At 45.5% G+C, this 18,533-nt stretch carries 19 protein-coding genes; 2 read left to right on the top strand and 17 right to left on the bottom strand.

Annotated features, from left to right (window positions below; translation table 11 throughout):
- Window positions 1-122: 122 nt before the first annotated feature.
- Complete coding sequence (locus tag EKN16_RS30000; protein WP_125665074.1) at window positions 123-503, top strand: DUF2614 family zinc ribbon-containing protein; 381 nt, start codon at window positions 123-125, stop codon at window positions 501-503.
- Window positions 504-591: 88 nt separating this feature from the next.
- On the opposite strand, the gene EKN16_RS29995 is transcribed toward EKN16_RS30000, so the two are convergent.
- The 9 genes from EKN16_RS29995 to EKN16_RS29955 form a co-directional block, all read right to left on the bottom strand.
- On the bottom strand, window positions 592-2,325 hold the full coding sequence (locus EKN16_RS29995; protein WP_125665072.1) for a glycosyl hydrolase family 18 protein: 1,734 nt from the start codon (window positions 2,323-2,325) through the stop codon (window positions 592-594).
- A gap of 154 nt (window positions 2,326-2,479) precedes the next feature.
- Entirely contained in the window at window positions 2,480-2,911 is a 432-nt protein-coding gene (perR, locus tag EKN16_RS29990) for a peroxide-responsive transcriptional repressor PerR (RefSeq protein ID WP_269462738.1), read from the bottom strand.
- 79 nt (window positions 2,912-2,990) lie between these two features.
- Window positions 2,991-4,889 carry a DUF4097 family beta strand repeat-containing protein gene (locus EKN16_RS29985; RefSeq protein WP_125665068.1) on the bottom strand — a complete coding sequence of 633 codons (1,899 nt, stop codon included), beginning with the start codon at window positions 4,887-4,889 and terminating at the stop codon, window positions 2,991-2,993.
- A gap of 161 nt (window positions 4,890-5,050) precedes the next feature.
- On the bottom strand, window positions 5,051-6,493 hold the full coding sequence (gene gatB, locus EKN16_RS29980; protein WP_125665066.1) for an Asp-tRNA(Asn)/Glu-tRNA(Gln) amidotransferase subunit GatB: 1,443 nt from the start codon (window positions 6,491-6,493) through the stop codon (window positions 5,051-5,053).
- Between the two features lie 37 nt (window positions 6,494-6,530).
- Window positions 6,531-7,988 carry an Asp-tRNA(Asn)/Glu-tRNA(Gln) amidotransferase subunit GatA gene (gene gatA, locus EKN16_RS29975; RefSeq protein ID WP_125665064.1) on the bottom strand — a complete coding sequence of 486 codons (1,458 nt, stop codon included), beginning with the start codon at window positions 7,986-7,988 and terminating at the stop codon, window positions 6,531-6,533.
- Window positions 7,989-8,346: 358 nt separating this feature from the next.
- Window positions 8,347-8,634: an Asp-tRNA(Asn)/Glu-tRNA(Gln) amidotransferase subunit GatC gene (gene gatC / locus EKN16_RS29970; RefSeq protein WP_125665062.1), complete on the bottom strand. Its 288-nt coding sequence runs from the start codon at window positions 8,632-8,634 to the stop codon at window positions 8,347-8,349.
- 107 nt (window positions 8,635-8,741) lie between these two features.
- Entirely contained in the window at window positions 8,742-9,728 is a 987-nt protein-coding gene (locus tag EKN16_RS29965; RefSeq protein ID WP_125665060.1) for an ABC transporter ATP-binding protein, read from the bottom strand.
- Between the two features lie 34 nt (window positions 9,729-9,762).
- On the bottom strand, window positions 9,763-10,578 hold the full coding sequence (locus tag EKN16_RS29960; RefSeq protein WP_125665058.1) for an ABC transporter permease: 816 nt from the start codon (window positions 10,576-10,578) through the stop codon (window positions 9,763-9,765).
- 6 nt (window positions 10,579-10,584) lie between these two features.
- Window positions 10,585-11,349: an ABC transporter permease gene (locus tag EKN16_RS29955; RefSeq protein ID WP_125665056.1), complete on the bottom strand. Its 765-nt coding sequence runs from the start codon at window positions 11,347-11,349 to the stop codon at window positions 10,585-10,587.
- Window positions 11,350-11,650: 301 nt separating this feature from the next.
- Here EKN16_RS29955 and EKN16_RS29950 point away from each other — a divergent pair, with 301 nt between their 5' ends.
- A complete protein-coding gene (locus tag EKN16_RS29950) occupies window positions 11,651-12,442 on the top strand; it encodes a LysM peptidoglycan-binding domain-containing protein (RefSeq protein ID WP_125665054.1) in 792 nt (263 codons plus the stop codon).
- A 139-nt stretch (window positions 12,443-12,581) separates the two neighbouring features.
- Here the strand turns inward: EKN16_RS29950 and EKN16_RS29945 are convergent, their stop codons facing one another.
- The 8 genes from EKN16_RS29945 to EKN16_RS29910 form a co-directional block, all read right to left on the bottom strand.
- Entirely contained in the window at window positions 12,582-13,505 is a 924-nt protein-coding gene (locus tag EKN16_RS29945) for a sensor histidine kinase (RefSeq protein WP_125665052.1), read from the bottom strand.
- A gap of 26 nt (window positions 13,506-13,531) precedes the next feature.
- Window positions 13,532-14,293 (bottom strand): DUF2705 family protein, encoded by a 762-nt coding sequence (locus EKN16_RS29940; protein WP_125665050.1) that lies wholly within the window; start codon window positions 14,291-14,293, stop codon window positions 13,532-13,534.
- Window positions 14,286-15,209, bottom strand: a complete 924-nt coding sequence (locus EKN16_RS29935) for an ATP-binding cassette domain-containing protein (protein ID WP_125665048.1) — start codon at window positions 15,207-15,209, stop codon at window positions 14,286-14,288. The genes EKN16_RS29940 and EKN16_RS29935 overlap by 8 nt, the downstream gene beginning before the upstream one ends.
- Before the next feature lie 82 nt (window positions 15,210-15,291).
- Entirely contained in the window at window positions 15,292-15,993 is a 702-nt protein-coding gene (locus tag EKN16_RS29930) for a response regulator transcription factor (protein ID WP_125666809.1), read from the bottom strand.
- 62 nt (window positions 15,994-16,055) lie between these two features.
- The gene (locus EKN16_RS29925; RefSeq protein WP_125665046.1) at window positions 16,056-16,436 is read right to left on the bottom strand and encodes an ATPase; all 381 of its coding nucleotides are present in this window, start codon (window positions 16,434-16,436) and stop codon (window positions 16,056-16,058) included.
- A gap of 95 nt (window positions 16,437-16,531) precedes the next feature.
- Entirely contained in the window at window positions 16,532-17,314 is a 783-nt protein-coding gene (locus tag EKN16_RS29920; protein WP_125665044.1) for an ABC transporter permease, read from the bottom strand.
- Window positions 17,311-18,306 carry an ABC transporter ATP-binding protein gene (locus EKN16_RS29915; protein ID WP_125665042.1) on the bottom strand — a complete coding sequence of 332 codons (996 nt, stop codon included), beginning with the start codon at window positions 18,304-18,306 and terminating at the stop codon, window positions 17,311-17,313. The genes EKN16_RS29920 and EKN16_RS29915 overlap by 4 nt, the downstream gene beginning before the upstream one ends.
- A 3-nt stretch (window positions 18,307-18,309) precedes the next feature.
- The gene (locus EKN16_RS29910) at window positions 18,310-18,513 is read right to left on the bottom strand and encodes a PLD nuclease N-terminal domain-containing protein (protein WP_125665040.1); all 204 of its coding nucleotides are present in this window, start codon (window positions 18,511-18,513) and stop codon (window positions 18,310-18,312) included.
- Window positions 18,514-18,533 lie beyond the last annotated feature (20 nt).

Genomic DNA, 18,533 nt, shown 5'->3' with positions numbered 1-18,533 from the left:
CTTCATTCTTCAGTTTAGGCTATAATGATTTCGCAGTTTAATATTCTTGTTCGACAATGTCCGCCCGGTTTCCTGCTTAGTTTCAATAAAACCGTGTCGGTCCGACAGAAAGGATTTGAAACATGTTCGCAAAATCGAGTAAGATTAACGAATTTCGGCTGTGGGGACTCCTATTAACTCTTTTTGGCATGGGTCTTATGATACTCGGAACAGCAGGTATCGTTTTCTGGGGAGGTTCTACCGGAAGAGTATTTGCAGCGGTATTCATGGTTATCGGTATGGTCTCTATGCTAGCAAGCGTCGCTATTTACTTCTGGGCTGGTATGCTTTCGACCAGCGCTGTCATTCTAATGTGTCCAGAATGCGGTAGACAAACCAAAATACTCGGTAAGACTGACCGTTGTATGTACTGTAAAACGAAAATGACGCTGGATCCGAAGCAAGCAACAGACTTGGATGAGGATGAGCTCGCATCCATTTCTTCGACGCCTCCCAATGCGTAACCTCTGCCATTGAACAAACAAAGGCCCCACGGACGGAAATATCCGTTTATGGGGCCTTTGTCATTTTATAATTAGAATTTAAAATTGATTATGGCAGCTTCGTTAAGGATTGATCAATAACATTCCAAATATCTTGCGATTGAAAAGCACGCTGCCATGTTGCAACTCCAGCCAGCCCGTATTTCTTCGCAATTGCCGTTCGTCCTTGCATCGATAATGCATCCTCGATCCAGATCCGCTTCAAAGCTCCATCTTCGTTATATTCGACGTAATTCTGCCCAGACTTTGAATCTATCACGGGCGTTAGCTTGTACTTCGCAATGATTGTTGCGACTGTATCCATACCAACAGTTTTAGAGGTTACGTCAACCTTTCCATTCTTGTCTTTCTTCTCGCTCCAAATCCGTGTATAAAGGGGCATACCCAGTATTAACTTACTAGGTGCCACTTGATCTTCCTGAATAATTCGCTTAAGCGTACGATCTACCCATGGAAGAGAAGCAACGGAGCCTGATGTAGGACTCTTCGCCCAATGCTCATCATAGGCCATTACCATCATATAGTCGACAACTTTACCTAGTGAAGAGCGGTTAAGGAATGCTGACCACATCTCACTACTGGATTTTGGAGTTACATCTATAGAGACAACGATTCCCTGTTCATGGAGCAATGGGGTTAGCTCTCGAACAAATTGAACCAAGTTTTCTTTATCTGCTGTTTCTACATTCTCAAAATCTAAATTGATCCCTTGTAAACGAAACATTTTGGCGTATGAAAGAATCTGCTGAATCATTGTAAACCGCGAATTGACACTTCCAAGGGCTGCTGTCGTTTTGACCGGTTCAAAATCATTACTAAAAAGTCCCCATACCTGCATACCTTGATTATGTGCCCAATTCACATAGTGCATATCCGCTTTACTGCTGATATTCCCTGCTCCATCGGCAAGTTCAAACCATGTTGGGCTAACTACATTAACGCCCGGCATTGGGGTTATTTTATCGGTATTTACGGATGCACTGCTATAGATTGCTTCCCAAGTTAGGTTAATTTTATGGCCTACGGCTTTCCATGCAATAAATGGTTTTGGTTCTTCAGGGCTCTTAATTTGCTCCATGCTGGATAATTTCAAATCGCCTTTCGCTGTATAACCAATCATATTCCCCTCGATACTTTGTACCAAATACCAGCCATCCTTCTCACCCCAAACCCTTACCTCGCCCTTAGCAGCAAGCTTCTTGACGATCGGCGCTCGAATCGTTGGCTTCTGACGAATAGAAACTTCTCGTGAGGCAGCGGCATGCTGAACCGCTTCGCCAGCCCTCATAACAGTTACTGAATGCAGGTCTTTGTTATATTCCACATGAATGCCATAAAGTTCTTGTAGCGGTGCAATTGGAATGAAGACCGTATTGTTCTTTACTTCTGCAGCGAAACGAAGCGTGTAAGGCTTACTGTTGATTGTCGCTGTCAGTGTATTGGTCTTCAATCGAAGCAGCTTGTCCACGTCAGTTAAAATGATGGAACCACTTTTCTTCTCATAATAGACTTCTTCTTGAAGTCCCAACTGTCCCTGTATAAAAGATAACGGAAGCTTGATTGCATCATCATTGACGACGATTGCACCTAACTTCGTGATTTGACCATGATAAATGATTGGATAAGTTGACCCATAATCAACCTTTATCACTTCAGTATTAGGTACATAGCGCTGCCAGCCAAACCACATGCCGGCAATCATTGCTGCTAATCCACTAGTAATAACAAGCCATCTCAGCCATCCGCCTTGGTGGCGGCGAGGACGAATTCGAACTGTTTCCACGCTATGCTGTCTCCTCTCTTCTGAGCCAAATTCCAGGCAATACTACATACATACGTTTAAAACAATTAGCTCCTTTAATAACAAATAAAAAAACGCGCAGAAGGTGGAGTAAATCCTCTACCCTTGCACGTTCGTCCACACGGTTATGAGCTGGTTAGGAATTAGGCCTGGAGCATTCGGCACATTGTCCGTATACTTCCATCCGATGGCCTTCAACCTTGAATCCCGTTTGCCTGGATGCCTCGGTCTCAACTTCCGTTAGCGGTGGATAATCAAAATCAACGATTGTGCCGCAGGAACGACAGATCGCATGGTAATGTTCAGATAAATCAGCGTCAAACCGACTTGAGTCGTCGCCATACGTCAGCTCTCGGACGAATCCTGCGTCAACAAACAAACGCAGATTATTATAAATAGTCGCAACACTCATGCTAGGAAATGCAGGAGATAACGACTTATAAATCTCATCGGCTGTAGGATGAGTCATGGAATTCATAAGGAAACTCAAGATAGCATGACGCTGCGGGGTCATACGTACACCGGTACTTTTCAATTGCTCAAGTGCCTGTTCAACGGTTGCGCCCATGCCCTTCACGTCCTTTCCCATTCGTTAGAACCATTGTACGTGCTTACTTTTCCTTTTGTCAATGAAAGCGGAAATCATTTTATGGACTGTAACGATTTACCGCAATGCTGCTATTGGCATCAATATCGATCCGATAAGTCGCTGCACCGATGTCCCCGCTTATCGTTTTTTTGGTCGAAATGAGAGGCAATTCGGATGAAACGGTACCAAAGGTAACCGAGCCGTTCACCGAAAAATTGCCCTGCTCGGGGACGTAGAGTCTGATATCCCCTATTGAACTGTCAATGTCCCAATTGCCGCCAACGGCAGCGCTGTGAATCTCGATATCCCCATTAAGGGTACCCGCTTTAATAGAGCTTTGTGCTTCTTTAATAATGATCTCACCGTTCTTCGTATCCGCCTCAATATGACCTGTAATATGCTTGAGCTCCATATTCCCGCTTAAGGTTGATCCCTCGAATTCACCAGTAATTTGCTGTGCCTTTACACTTCCATTATAGGTTGCCAATTGAACATTGCCCTCGATAGCAGCAGCAGTAATATCTCCATTCTTTGTCTGCACATTAACAGGACCAAATAGGTTACTTAGTTTGGCTTCTCCTGAGGTGATCTTAATGTTCAGGCCGCCAGGCAGAACAAGACCCGCTATGTCTACTGAGCCATTCGTAGCGACTATATTGATCTTGGAAGAAACGGGTTCTTCCGTCAAAGGAGCTTTATTATTCGGTGAAGCAGAACCGGCTGCTTCAGGTTCAACTGCTGTCACTGAGTTAGACGAGTCAACAGGGCTAGAGGTTTCATTTATTTTATTCGCCGTATCGACTGGTGATTCTTCATGCTTAACTATGGGCAGCGCGAATACAGAAGAAGCCGGTATAGTGATGATCATATTCATACGCGGCTTACGGTTGCCATTTGCACCGTATGGCTGACCTTTTGCTTGAATCGACAGTTTTTCGCCTTCGCTGATAGCGACCTTTGATTGCTCGGCAACCGAGTCCGCTTCTTTCTTATCCGTTACATCGACCCACATGACAGTCTCAACTGTAACTTCATTTCCTTCGCCTTTCTTCACACTCACTTTTCCATTTGGATTATCGATGGATATCGTCTTCGTATCGGGTCCGATCGGCACGCTAGCTTTTTCCTTCGTATACATAAATCCCTTTTCCTCACCAAACCCGCTCATACCGGCAAAGTTGACTTTAAAATCATCCAACCAACGAAGAGGCATTGCTGCATACTGGGTTACCGCAAAGGCAGTTACCGCAATAACTACAGCTATAAAGCTGCCCCCGATATCAAAAGAAAGCCTCCTGCTCCTTGATCGGTTGATAAAACTGTATACGACCACTTCTATGCCAAGCATAACGAATGCAGCAGGCCACCATTGTCCCAGCACACCGATATCGTTACGGCCTTGTAATTGATCCCACAGCAGTAATCCACCAACAACTAGAATTACTGTCGCTGACGTTATGCGTCCAAGCTTAAACATGCCTTTCCCCCTCTTCATAACGACAAGCAATGCAAGGATAATAAGACCAATTCCAGGCAAGTAGCTACCTATTGTTTCCAGCCAAGATGTGAGAACAGAAGGCGCACGAACGAGTAAGAGAAGGATAAGCGCGACAAGGATAACCGCAGCTCCTTGAAAAGCAACAACTCCGCTATTCTGGCGCTGTTCATCCGTATTACCTGCTTCCCCAAACTGCCGTATATAAGCGCCTTGCTGAAGTGTATCGAATACGCTATAGAACCAGAAAAACGGAATTGCCAAACCAAGAAATACGATTAATAAAGCGTAGCTACCGCCACCCTCATCTGCAAAACGAAGCATCGCCACAATATCTGTCAATGCGCTCATTAGAAGTAGAAGTCCCTTCAAATGCTGACCTAACACCAGATGTCCCGCTCCTGGAACAAGAAAGGCTAGAAGCGGCGCCAATATTCGATCATACTGCTTCTGTTCACGCATCCTTCGCCGCCTCCTTTTAAACAACTATTTTCATTATTAGTAGCCTATAGTGTAACACATTCTTATCGACAAAAGATTAGGAGACACGGAAAGAGGCATGTCCGCCGTTAAGGGACATGCCTCTTTCCTTACATATATTTCAAGGAATAACATTGTTATTCTTATTGATTCAGACGCTCCAGCAGAAGCTTATTAACTAATGCTGGGTTCGCTTTACCTTTGGTCTCTTTCATAACCTGACCAACAAGGAAACCAACTGCTTTTTCCTTACCTGCTTTAAAATCTTCTACCGATTGCGGATTACCGCTTACGATACGATCAACGACTTCCTTAATTGCGCCCTCGTCGCTAATTTGAACGAGACCTTGCTCCTCAACGATTTGCTGTGGACGCTTGCCGCTCTCCAGCATCTCCTTGAAGACGGTTTTGGCGATTTTGCTGCTGATCGTTCCTTTTTCCAAAAGACCGATCATTTCGCCGAGCCCTTGGCCAGTCAGCTTAATCTCATCAAGCTCCAAGCCGCCAGCATTCAGGTACCCCAGCATATCACCCATAATCCAGTTGGCTACTGCTTTGGCATCCTTCGTAAACTGCAAGCTCTCTTCAAAGAAATCAGCAAGCTTCTTAGAGGCCGTTATGACATCTGCATCATAGGAGGATAGACCAAATTCTGCTGTGTAACGCGCTTTGCGTGCATCTGGCAGCTCTGGAATGGAAGCAAGAACGCTCGACTTCCACTCCGCATCAATATGGATTTGAACCAGATCCGGGTCCGGGAAATAGCGGTAATCATGAGCCTCTTCCTTACTGCGCATGGAGAAGGTTTTGCCTTGCGTCTCATCCCAGCGACGGGTCTCTTGAACCACCTTGCCCCCGCTATCCAGCACATCGGCTTGACGCATTTGCTCGTATTCAAGACCGCGCTGAACGCCGCGGAACGAGTTCATGTTCTTAAGCTCTGCTCTTGTGCCAAACTGTTCTTGATCATACGGACGAAGACTGACGTTAGCATCACAGCGCAGTGAGCCCTCTTCCATCTTCACATCGGACACTTCGCAATACAGCATGATAGCTTTGAGCTTCTCTAGATAAGCTTTTGCTTCCTCAGGACTGCGAAGGTCCGGCTCCGATACAATCTCAACAAGCGGCGTGCCTACACGGTTAAAATCAACCAAGGATGCGAATCCGCCATCAACGTGAGTTAGCTTACCCGCATCTTCTTCTAAATGAAGACGAGTAATACCGATGCGTTTGGTCGTGCCGTTCACTTCAATATCGATCCAGCCATTCTCGCCAACAGGCTTGTCAAACTGGGAGATTTGGTAGGCTTTTGGTGAATCGGGATAGAAATAGTTCTTGCGGTCAAATTTGCTTATGTCGGCAATTTCGCAATTAAGCGCCATGGCCGCTTTCATCGCGTATTCCAGCGCTTGACGGTTCAATACTGGCAGAACGCCAGGATGCCCCAGACAAATTGGACATGTATGGGTATTTGGCGGAGCGCCGAATGACGTCGAACAGCCACAGAAGATTTTACTCTTCGTATGAAGCTCAACATGCACTTCCAGCCCAACTACCGTTTCATACCTATTCGGTTCAAACATGAATTAGCCCCTCCTGCTTCCCTAACATTCGCTCCCCTTACAGCTGCGGACGTTGTTTGTGATGATCAGTATGTTGTTCAAAAGCATGCGCAGCACGTAGAACGGTACGCTCGTCAAAAGCTTTTCCGATAATTTGCAGTCCAACCGGCATACCGTCAGCAAAACCACAAGGCACGCTAATAGCTGGAACGCCTGCAAGGCTAACTGGAATGGTACAAATATCATTCAAATACATCGTCAACGGATCACCGACTTGCTCACCAATACGGAAAGCTGTTGTCGGAGCCGTAGGCCCGATGATTAGGTCGTAGTTCTCAAATACGTTATCAAAATCCTGTTTAATGAGGGTGCGAACTTTCTGCGCCTTCAAATAATAAGCATCATAATAACCTGAGCTAAGCGCATACGTTCCCAGCATGATGCGACGTTTCACTTCATCGCCGAATCCTTGACTGCGGGACTTACGGTACAGATCAATTAAGTTGTCCGGATTATCCGTACGAACCCCATAACGAACACCATCAAAACGGGCCAGATTGGAAGATGCCTCGGACGAGGCAAGCAAATAGTAAGTCGCTACCGCATATTCGGTATGCGGCAGAGAAACTTCCTCCCAAGTTGCGCCTAGGCTCTCAAATTGTTTGAGCGCAGCAAGAACCGATTCTTTTACTTTCGGATCGATACCTTGTCCGAGGTATTCCTTCGGTACACCAATACGCAGACCCTTCACATCACCGGTTAGGGAGCTGAGATAATCAGGGATTTCAACATTGGCAGACGTAGAGTCCATCGGATCATAGCCAGCAATTGCTTGAAGTACATAGGCCGAGTCCTCAACGTTCTTCGTGAGTGGACCGATCTGATCAAGCGAAGAGGCGAAAGCCACAAGACCGAAGCGCGATACAAGTCCGTACGTCGGTTTGAGACCAACGATACCGCAGTATGCCGCTGGCTGACGGATCGAACCACCTGTGTCTGAGCCAAGGGAGAAGTAAACTTGTCCCGCTGCTACGGAAGCTGCGGAACCACCGCTTGAGCCGCCTGGAACATAATCCGTGTTCCATGGATTGCGCGTTGGGAAAAAGCTAGAGTTCTCATTTGAACCGCCCATCGCGAATTCATCCATATTGAGCTTACCAATCGTGATCGATTGCGCAGCTTTCAGCTTCTTCACAACTGCTGCATCATAGATGGGATCATAGTTGCTCAGAAACTGGCTTGCACAAGTCGTGAGTAGTCCTTCTGTCACGATATTATCTTTAATACCAGCGGGCAAACCAAACAAAAGACCGCGCTCGCCGTCTTCTTGCAGAAGCTTGTCCAGCTCGGCAGCGGCAGCGCGAGCGCCGTCCTCATTCAGTGTTAAGAATGCTTTTATCGATTCGTCCGTTTGGGCGATCCGTTTGTATGATTCGTCAACAAGCTCATTGACGGATAGCTCTTTACTCGTTAGTTGATTATGTATATCCTGCAATCGCAAATCAAAAAGTGCCAACGGTTTCCCCTCCTAAAAGTTTTTGCGTGGCTTTGCCAGTTATGCCGAAGAATGAGGCATGATCAAGCAAAAACTACTTCGAAAGCATAATCTTAAGTTTTTGCGTGGCTTTGCCAGTTATGCCGAAGAATGAGGCATGATCAAGCAAAAACTACTTCGAAAGCATAATCTAAGTTTTTGCGTGGCTTTGCCAGTTATGCCGAAGAATGAGGCATCATCAAGCAAAAACTACTTCGAAAGCATAATCTTAAGTTTTTGCGTGGCTTTGCCAGCTATGCCGAAGAATGAGGCATGGTCAAGCAAAAACTACTTCGAAAGCATAATCTTAAGTTTTTGCGTGGCTTTGCCTCAGACTTTATTATTCAAGTACTGCTGGCACTTTGAATTGTCCGTCTTCAGCATCCGGCGCATTCTTCAGTGCGACTTCGACCGTAACCGATTCACGGTTAACGTCATCTCGCATAACATTCGTAACCGGCAGCACATGGCTTGTCGGCTCGACATCATCCGTATTTAACTCATCCAGCTTCTCGGCGTATTTCAAGATCGCACTCAGCTGACCGGCAAATTGTTCTTTTTCCTGCTCAGAAAGCTCCAGCCGCGCCAAATTGGCGACATGCTCGACATCTTTTATAGTGATACTCATGGGCGCGTGTCCCTCCCTTTCCATCCTTTTGCTCACATTCTATCTATTATAAACGAACCTGCCATCCAAACTCAATGGAATTGAATGCTTGTGATTACACGCAGGACTTAAACCGGAACCGAGGAACGGTACATTTCCCTGATCATATCTTCGATATCCGGCTCTTTCACACTCAAATCAATAACGGGAAGCTGCGTGGAGAGAGCACCAATTAACTCCGATGCGGATAGCTTGCTTTTGTGAAAGCGATAGGTCAGTTTATGTCCCTCGCGTTTGATAAGTTCCGCTGCAGGATGATACAAAGCAGCTTCATTAGGCATGTGACTCAGCTCAAGAACTAGTAATCGGTAAGGAGCCATTCGCAGAATCAGCTCCGAAAGCGGACCATCCTCTACCACTTTGCCATGATTGATCACGATCAATCGATTGCAGAGCTGCTCAACATCGTCCAAATCATGCGTTGTCAAAATAATCGTTGTGCCGCGTGTACGGTTCATTTCCCGGATAAAATCTCTAATATTCTGCTTCGCTTCAACATCTAGGCCGATTGTCGGCTCATCAAGAAACAGAATGGATGGCGAGTGCAGCATCGCCGCCGCAAGGTCACCTCTCATGCGCTCGCCCAATGATAATTGACGTACCGGAGTATTAATGATTCGATCAATGCCAAGCACTTCATTCATAAGCCTAATATTCGTATCGAAGGTATCCGTATCAATCCGGTAGATTCGCTTCAACAACTCAAAGGTTTCGCCGAGCCTTAAATCCCAATACAGCTGCGTACGCTGACCAAAGACGACACCAAGCTGCCTTACGACGGCCTTACGATTGACTTGAGGGGAATGGCCAGCTACTTTTACAGTCCCAGAGGTTGGATGTAGAATACCCGTTAGCATTTTAATTGTGGTCGACTTACCTGCTCCATTGGGACCCAGATAACCAACGATTTCGCCTGGTTCAATGCGGAAGCTAATGCCATCTACACCCCTAACAAGCTTTTTCTCCGGACGGAATAAGCTTTGAATAGACCCGCTCAGTCCACTCTTCTTTTTGATAATCGTATATTCCTTCACTACATCTATACATTCAATCATGGGGAGTCCTCCTAAGATCGTTCTAAGAATAGGATTAAGATCCTGCGCTTTCGTACCGTTTCAAACCAAAAAGAAATGTAAGATGTGCTAAGACAAACATGAGGACCCCAATAATCGGTGTCCAAATGGCTAATCCGATCGGTATGGTGAATCCATCATCTTGTCCGATCAGCTCGGTCGCTGGATAAAAGCTAATAAATCCAATCGGCAGCAGAAAGGTAAGCAGCCACTGCACAAGGCGTGGGTATATGGTCAAAGGATACATTGTCGTACGTTCCATTGTTGCAAGGGTGAGGTTAATGAGCGACCCACTGCGCTTTGTCCAAAAAGCAGCTGACCCCATAATTGTGCAGATCGATGCTCGAATGAACATTCCACCTATGACAACCATCAGAATTTGAATCGCGCTCCATAGGCTCCACTCAAAACCCGACTGTACGCAGCCATATAGAAAAATGAGCGTGCCCGGAATTAAATCGATAAAGCCGATAAAATTGATATAGTTCGCGATAAATTGAAAAAATACGTTCATCGGGCGCAGCAGCATCCGATCGAAACCACCATTGACAACCATATTATCGATATGCCATGTCTGTATGAAGAAAATGACAGAAAGGCCATGACTGAGAAGGCCAAGCCCATATAGAAAAGCAAGCTGCGGGAAGCTCCAGCCTGCAAGCGGTTGAAACTGATCCACCATCAGCTTAAGCACCCAGACTCCACTTAAATATTGAAGCGGAATCATAAGAAACCAGCTCACAAGGAATAGCGGGTATTCCAACTGACGTTGTATAGCTAATCGAGCAAAGCAATAGGCTACCGAGATATGATAGCGAATTGTACCTGTCATTGACGTTTAACCTCCCTGTATGAGCGTGACTCGCTTCGCTCGGTTCCAGACCGCATAAACAATACCGGTCAGCACAATAATCCACAAAAGCTGTATAACAAATGCAGTGCCTGCCTCCGCATAACTGATTTTTCCAATGTAGATCGAGAGCGGCATTTGGTACATGTATTGAAAAGGCAGCCAGCGTGAAGCCGTCTGCATCCAATCTGGAAAATACCATATGGGGATTAGACTTCCTGATAAAATACGGACGAGTGCATCCTTGACCATACCCAGATTACCTAATTCCATCACCCAAAAGGAAGTCATGCCTACGATTGCACCCAGCAGCCAAAGCAGGACGAAACTCAGCATAACGCTAGGCAGGAAGAGCAGGAAAGCGATCCAACTTGATGGAAGCGGAGGGGTAAATAAAAAGGAGGCCAATATAACGAGAGGCAGTGCTCGATTCACAAGAGAGCTTACTGTTGTACCTAGATCCTCCGCCAGAAACATCCCTAGCAGTGTAATCGGCTTAATAAAATCGGTTGCAATCTGTCCTTCGCGAACTCGGTTATAGATATCATTCTGTACATTAACCGAAAGCATCGCTCCAAGAACAACGGAAAGAATGGAATAAATAACCATCTGGTGCTCAGAAACACCGGCGACCACACCCTTACCTCGATAAGCGGCTTCCCACAGAAACACAGTTGCTAGGAGCATAACCGCATTGGAGGCGACTGCTGTGAAGACCTCAAAGCGATAAGCAATCGTCGTTAAAATTCTCATTTTGAAAAAATAGTAATAGGCAGACAAGCCGCTTTCCCCCAATCTCTATGAACTCGTCAAAACTTTTCATTAGAATACCTCCATTGGAAGATTTGGGCAATACAAAATTATGGAATTAGTGGCCACGCAAAGCAATCATTTGATGAATGCTGCGTGTCCCATGGCCACGCAAAGCAATCATCATGCATAAAAAAATCATTTTGGGCTAAGGCTGTTTTTATGTTCTTTTCATTCCCTTTTAAGGAAAGATGTACATACTGCGTAATGCTTCAACCACTACAAGACTTAGGAGGATTGGAAAATGAGAAAGAATTACATGAAAACATTGGGAATCACAGCGGTATTCACTTTGATGATTCCTATAAGCGCCTTTGCGGCGACAAACGGCACGAACTCCACGACCCAATTGCAAGTGTCTGCAGCTGAAAGTGGAACTCAATCGGCTGAGGCTGGCAAAAGCTTCGATCATCATCATAGGCATGGAGGGTCCGGTGGAATAATGAGTCAGGAGGTCCTCGACCTGCTGAAGCTGGATCGGAACACACTTCGCGATAAATTAAAAGCAGGACAAACGCTTGCTCAGATTGCTCAATCGCAGGGTGTTTCTCGCGAGGATTTGAAGAAGGCACTGACGAATGCTTTTTCAAAAAGACAAGATGAGATGAAGCAGCATTTCCAGAAGAACCTCGATCTTATTGTGGACGGGAAATTCCAACCTGGCAAATGGCAAGGAAAAGGGCCTGCCAGTGGCTACATTATCGGCAGGGGCAATGACCTATCTGCATTAGCTAAACAGCTCGGTATCAGCACCGAGGCGCTGCACCAAGCTATGGCTTCCGGCAAGACACTTGCTGAGTTGGCCAAGGAAAAGGGTGTCAATGTTCAAAAGCTGATTAAAGTCCAGAAGCAAATCATAGTGGATCGAATTAATCAGGCAGTTAAGGATGGAAGGCTGACACAAGCACAGGCAGACAAACAAATTGCTCACACCGATCAGTTCGCCGAAAACATCGTTAATGGGAATTTCGGCAACCGATTCCATAGTAGTCGCGGCTATCACAGCATGGCCGATGAAGGTAAGGCTGCAGAATAGTCGTAATCGCACAGAAAATGCGTACAATTTAGTTCACATGGAAATAAGGAGCCTACACAACCCCTATGAGGCGGCTGTGTAGGCTCCTTACTTTTACAATATGATTCACTACGTTCACTTCCCAATTGCCGCGAAAAATTCAAGATTTACGCGGCGACAGCATCCACTCACATCTCATCGTTAAATGATCACCTGTCATCTCGGCCGTTAGCTTCCCCTCCATCTTGCCCATCAAGCCCTTCGCAATGGATAGCCCAAGCCCCGTACCTGCTCCTGCTCCTGTTCCTGATCTTGTCTGATCCACTGTAAAGAAGCGATTGAACAATACGCTAGGATCGTTATCAGGCAAAGGGTTAGCTTTATTCGTAATCATTAAAACAGCAGTTGATTGCTGCTTCAAGAAAGTTATGCTCACTTTGCCAGTTGCATGCTTAATCGTATTGAGGAGCAGATTCTCGATGACTCTCCTAACAGCCGATTCATCGGCAATGACGATAATCTCATCCTGCGGAATATGAATATCAGGAACAAGAAGTCGTTCATTGAATTGATCGTATAGACCGAGTATGATCTCTGGCAGCAGATTGTTCATTTTCAAGTGCCCAAGCTGTAGAGCGTAATCAATGGATTCTATAACAGATAGTTCAAAAAAATCATTTAACAGCGCTTGCAGCCTTTTGGTTCGATTCTTGATTATGGCTACATATTCCTGCTTCTCCTCAGCTGTTAGATCATCGGCCTCTAAGAGCTGAATATATCCGAAAATAGAAGTCAGCGGTGTTCGAATATCATGGGAGATATTAGCTACCATTTGCTTCAATTCCTTTTCCGTTCTTAGCTGCTCTGCCTTCGCTGCAAGGAGTAAATCGGACTGGCGATTAATCTGTGCAGCCAGCCCCTCTATATGAATATCGAACAGAGCGACATCCAATTTCTTACCCGTGTCACGATTATTATAGGTCATCAGCTGCTTCGTCATGCTCTTCAATTCTCGCTTGACCATTAGAGATCGGATGAGGAGCAGCATTAAGAGAATGATCAAGAGGATCATGATATAGAGCATACTACCTCACCCGCTTCCTAAAATATTTATTTGATTTCTTTTTTTCTATAAACCCATATACTTAGCAGTGAAAAGACGATACAAGTGATGATCGGAACAAGTAGGATACGAAGCCATTCCCCTTCCTCCATCTTGAATTTGCTTAACCCGTCAAATAACTTAAATACCGAATTGTTGTAGATGATCTCGATAAACGGAAAGACACTCCCCATTATGGCTAACACCGTATTAATCAAAATAAAGAATGTTATGGAGAAGGCAATCGCTTTGCCACTTTCATTAAAAACCGTCGCAAACAAGGCCATAATAGAAGAAACTGAAATGGAATATAGAATGGTCAAGCCGATCGATCGAAGGATAAATGTACCCGTAGCAACATCAGTTAAATGGCCGACTCCAGAAAGCAGAGATGCAACTGTACTCGTAATAATAGGGAACAACAGCCCCAATATGCTTCCCGCTATCATCAATGCTACCAGCTTAGAGCCTAAAATCTTAGCTCTGCTGTTTCCTGATGAGGCAATCGTCTTCATAACGCCTGTTGAATACTCACTAGCAATAAAAAATCCGGCAAAAATACAAATTGAAATACTAGTAATGAAAGAGTTACCCATCATTGCATTCACGAAAAAATCTACTCCCGAACCTCCAGGTTTACCTTGAGATAGCGAACTGATATATAAAGCGACAGGAAACGCGATAGCAGCTAATGCAATGATAATAACCAGCGTCCAGAAAGATCGTTCCTTGCGCAGCTTGAAAAGTTCCGAACGGATCAGATTAACCATGGTTTACACCCCCGATTCGTTTTGTGAAGAAGCTCTCTAGGTCTTCACCCATCGGTATAAACTGTTCAATGATTAATCCACCCTCGAACAATGCGGTCGAAACCTTCCCAGGATTATCCAGATACTTGAAGAGCTTAATGATCCCATCTGGCATAACCTCGAATTCAGTAGCCTCTAATTGATTTTCAATGACCACAGCTGCTTTGGACGGATCATCAACTTTAATATGCAGATACTGCTGGCACTTATCATTCAGCTCCTTCGTCGTCAGCTGCTCCAGAAGCTTCCCATGATGAATGATGCCATAATCGCTGGCTAATAAGTGAAGCTCACTCAAGATATGACTGGAGATCAAGATTGTAATTCCCATCTCCCGATTGAGTTTCTTCAACAATTCCCGCATCTCCACAACGCCCATGGGATCTAGCCCGTTGGTAGGCTCATCAAGGATCAGAAATTCCGGATCACCCAGCATGGCGATTCCTAGGCCAAGACGCTGCTTCATACCGAGTGAGAAGTTTTTGGCCTTCTTCTTATCTGTCTCCTGCAGTCCAACAAGTGCCAGTGTCTTCATAATGCTATCCTGACCGGGAATGCCTCTTTGAAGACGATAGGTCTCTAAATTCTCATAAGCCGTCATATTGGGAAAAATGGCCGGACTTTCAATGATTGAGCCGATCCGCTTGCGGGCAGCAATAATCTCTCGCTCCTGGCTTTTACCAAATAGTTCGATAGATCCGGTCGTGGGGAATGCAAGACCCGCCGCAATGCGAATTAAGGTGGATTTCCCTGCCCCATTCTGCCCGATAAAGCCATAAATGGAGCCCTTTTTAATGGAGAGATCGACTTTGTCCAAAGCGTAGCTATGCTTGAATTTCTTAGTTAGTTGGTTGGTTCGAAGAACATATTCATTCATTTAATTCGTGCCTCCCTTATGTGATAGCTTCAGTATAGAAATGAAACCATAAGAGAAGCTAAAGACAATTCTTAAGAAACCCTTAAGCCTTAAGACGGTAGCCCATCCCCCAAACGGTTTCGATGAATTCTTCATTTGGACTCGCTTTGGCTAGTTTGCTCCTGAGGTTGCTAACGTGGACATTAATCGTATTATCATCCCCAAAATAAGGCTCACCCCATACGCTTTCATAGACGTTAGCCTTGGTAAAAATCTTCTTGGGTGACGATAAAAGTAACGCGAGAATATCAAACTCTCGAGAGGTAAAGGTTACTTCTATACCCTGAATATGAACAGTCTGAGCATCTTGATCGAGTGTTATCGTTTTGTGCTGAAGTTTATTAGAACGAGCTTCGGCTGGTATTCGTTTATACCTGCGCAAATGAGAATCAATGCGAGCCGATACTTCCTCGATGTCGAAAGGCTTCGTAATAAAGTCATCCGCACCCCCACGAAGGGCTGCTATTTTGGTCTGCTGCTCCCCTTTGGCCGAGATTATGATGACGGGCATTTGGATAGATTCTTTTCGCTGACTTAGGATATGAAGAAGCTCTTCACCAGTCTTCCCAGGAAGCATTAAATCAAGGAGTACCATATTCCATTCCTGCTTCTCCAGATAGAGCAGCGCTTCCGTTCCAGAATAGGCAGACTGTGGTACATAACCGCTTTTTCTTAAAATACTGCATAACAGATGATTAAGATCGTTATCATCTTCAACCACTAAAATGTGGACCGGCTTATCCATATTAACACTCCCAGTCATCGCCAAAGATTAAAAAAAGAACGGCGATCATTCGCCGTCCTGCCTTAGATCCAAGCTTTAAGATGTACCTGTCGAATAAAATCCTCTTGCGTCTGCCCTTCAATGCCGTTGTCTTCTTCGACAATCTCCTCTTCATCACCATTCATAATGCGGAGAAACAGCTCCTCATTATGAGTAGCCAAAGCAAAGTCAATGAGAGCTTCACGTTCCACACGTTCAGCCTCGATCTGGATCAACACCTCTTCAAGCTCGATGTCAGCAGATGGAACGTAGAAGTTGCGATTTGCCTTCGGTACGCGGATTACGTAATCAAATGCATTATCGGCATTACGATCATACGCAATTATATAGCCATATTCCCCAACGGGAAGACTTTGTTCGAACAAATCTGAAACGATAACGATTTTTTGCCCCAGCTTATGCATGCACTCAACCCCTGTCACCTATTAAACGATGCTTCTATTCCTCTATCCTACTAAAAAAAAGTAGGGAAGTCCAATAGAGTAACACATCAAATAAGCTACATGCTATCTAAGGAGGGTCTTTTACGAAGACTCCAAGCTGTACACATCAAGAGAACAGTAATGAGGATCACAGTCATAACTATCACTGGCCAAGTTCGAACCGCTATATGATCAATAAGCTGCTCCGAGGCGAACTGGGATAACTTGCCTGGGTTCCACGCCAGCAAATGAGGAAACAAGGATGCTGTAATTGTAAGTAAAGCGGCAGTGGCTAGAGCGCTGAAGGCAGCCCCCGCGGCACTGCGATACAGGGAACTGAATAAGAGAGTCAACGTACCGACGAAGACAAGCCATAGCCCAAAGAACATAAAACTATGAATGACAGACCGCCAGGCTAAGGCATCAAATAAGGTACTCGTATAGTACCATGCCGCTCCAAAGCCAGCCGCAAAGGATAGGGTCGATAATGTCAGCATCGCAGCCCACTTAGAGGTCACGAAGGATAAATAGGACACTGGCTTCATCAATATCATTGATGCTGTTCCACTCATCCTCTCGCCTGACAAGGCTCCCATGAACGAGAGGGCAAGGACTAGCAATCCCAAAGTACCGAATTGCTGTATCGTCTGCGCCAGCACTTCCTCTGGATGAGGCGTGGGGATTTCAATAACGGCACCTTTGGGCAAGTTACCTGCATTTGCAAGAATGTCCGGTAAAAAATAAGTAGTAACAGGCTGCATCGCGCCTAAAAGAATAAAAACGAGAGGAACCCAAATCAACTTATAGCTTCGGGCCAGTTCCATCCACTCTTTCTTATACAGTACGATCCATTTACTCATGATTCACTCACCACCCTCATGAACAAATCCTCTAGTGTGCTGTATCCAAATTCCAGCCTTGTGACTTGCACTTCGGCACTTAGAACCTGTGCAAGTATATCTCGCCTTGCTGAGTCTATATCATTAACGAGAAGCTTAGCTCCATTACCATTCATTAACAACACGGAAGATTGTATGAACTTGGGAGGCTGCTTCAGCCATCTGGCTAACCATTCCTTAGACTTCGGATCGCCTTCCGTTTCAATAAATAGTACAGACTGACGATGCTGATTACGAAGACTATTCATAGAACCGCTAATCGCGATATGACCCGATCGCATGATAAGGACATCATCACAGAGCTCTTCCGCATCGTGAAGCACATGTGTGGAGAACAGTACTGTAGTCTCTTGTTTAAGCTCGCTCAGCAGCTCCATCACTTCACGCCTGCCTATCGGATCAAGAGCGGAAACCGGTTCATCGAGAATAAGCAGCTTCGGCCGATGAATGAGCGCCTGAGCCAGACCAAGCCGCTGCTTCATCCCACCGGAATATCCGCCAATGCGGCGTTTGGCAGCATCTGCAATACCAACGCGCTGGAGCATGGAATCACACAGGAGATCAGCTTCCTTGCCGCTCAACCCACATAATTTAGCAGAATAGAGTAAGAATTCTCTTCCTGTCATCCAACCATAAAAAGCAGGAACCTGCGGTAAATATCCAATAATTTGACGCCGATCGATTCCATCTGCAAGGCCAGGGAAGGAAATCGTGCCCGTTGTAGGTGCCAAGAGTCCAGTCAACATACGAATCGTAGTCGTTTTACCCGCTCCATTGGGGCCAAGAAGCGCTACACACCGACCTTCCCCAATGGTAAAGCTAATATGATCTACAGCCTTTTTAGCTCCAAAGGATTTGCTCAATCCTTCGACGGCAAGAAGGGAAGGAACGCTGCCATGTACTGTCCCCTCATCGGTGACTGGTTTAGAAATGTTCGAGGTTAGAATAGGCATCAGTTAGGTGCTCCTCCTTCCCATGACAAAGAACAAGATTGGTCCTATCAAGCTGCCCAATATAATAGCTAACACCCATATCCATTTGGGGCCCCGTGTCTCTTCCGTACGGATACATACCACAAGAGCAGTTAGCATAAGTATGAGTTGGATCACTACGATGGGTCCTACGATCGTCATCAGCTGTGTTGTGCTTAAATCACTCATCTCTCTTTATCCCTCCATAA

It is taken from the genome of Paenibacillus baekrokdamisoli (assembly GCF_003945345.1).
GTDB classification, from domain to species: Bacteria; Bacillota; Bacilli; order Paenibacillales; family Paenibacillaceae; genus Paenibacillus_Z; species Paenibacillus_Z baekrokdamisoli.
Note: the sequence above shows the minus strand (reverse complement) of the source record. Positions and strands in the feature narration are given on the sequence as shown.

Excerpts from the sequence above, each read along its gene's own strand:
- EKN16_RS30000 (WP_125665074.1), top strand. The coding sequence starts at position 123 with ATGTTCGCAAAATCGAGTAAGATTAACGAATTTCGGCTGTGGGGACTC.
- EKN16_RS29915 (WP_125665042.1), bottom strand. The coding sequence starts at position 18,306 with ATGCCTATTCTAACCTCGAACATTTCTAAACCAGTCACCGATGAGGGG.
- EKN16_RS29930 (WP_125666809.1), bottom strand. The coding sequence starts at position 15,993 with ATGGATAAGCCGGTCCACATTTTAGTGGTTGAAGATGATAACGATCTT.
- EKN16_RS29960 (WP_125665058.1), bottom strand. The coding sequence starts at position 10,578 with ATGACAGGTACAATTCGCTATCATATCTCGGTAGCCTATTGCTTTGCT.
- EKN16_RS29910 (WP_125665040.1), bottom strand. The coding sequence starts at position 18,513 with ATGAGTGATTTAAGCACAACACAGCTGATGACGATCGTAGGACCCATC.
- EKN16_RS29955 (WP_125665056.1), bottom strand. The coding sequence starts at position 11,349 with ATGAGAATTTTAACGACGATTGCTTATCGCTTTGAGGTCTTCACAGCA.
- EKN16_RS29985 (WP_125665068.1), bottom strand. The coding sequence starts at position 4,889 with ATGCGTGAACAGAAGCAGTATGATCGAATATTGGCGCCGCTTCTAGCC.
- EKN16_RS29945 (WP_125665052.1), bottom strand. The coding sequence starts at position 13,505 with ATGCTCTATATCATGATCCTCTTGATCATTCTCTTAATGCTGCTCCTC.
- gatC (WP_125665062.1), bottom strand. The coding sequence starts at position 8,634 with ATGAGTATCACTATAAAAGATGTCGAGCATGTCGCCAATTTGGCGCGG.
- EKN16_RS29940 (WP_125665050.1), bottom strand. The coding sequence starts at position 14,293 with ATGGTTAATCTGATCCGTTCGGAACTTTTCAAGCTGCGCAAGGAACGA.
- EKN16_RS29965 (WP_125665060.1), bottom strand. The coding sequence starts at position 9,728 with ATGATTGAATGTATAGATGTAGTGAAGGAATATACGATTATCAAAAAG.
- perR (WP_269462738.1), bottom strand. The coding sequence starts at position 2,911 with ATGGGCGCAACCGTTGAACAGGCACTTGAGCAATTGAAAAGTACCGGT.
- EKN16_RS29925 (WP_125665046.1), bottom strand. The coding sequence starts at position 16,436 with ATGCATAAGCTGGGGCAAAAAATCGTTATCGTTTCAGATTTGTTCGAA.
- EKN16_RS29920 (WP_125665044.1), bottom strand. The coding sequence starts at position 17,314 with ATGAGTAAATGGATCGTACTGTATAAGAAAGAGTGGATGGAACTGGCC.
- EKN16_RS29950 (WP_125665054.1), top strand. The coding sequence starts at position 11,651 with ATGAGAAAGAATTACATGAAAACATTGGGAATCACAGCGGTATTCACT.
- gatB (WP_125665066.1), bottom strand. The coding sequence starts at position 6,493 with ATGTTTGAACCGAATAGGTATGAAACGGTAGTTGGGCTGGAAGTGCAT.
- EKN16_RS29935 (WP_125665048.1), bottom strand. The coding sequence starts at position 15,209 with ATGAATGAATATGTTCTTCGAACCAACCAACTAACTAAGAAATTCAAG.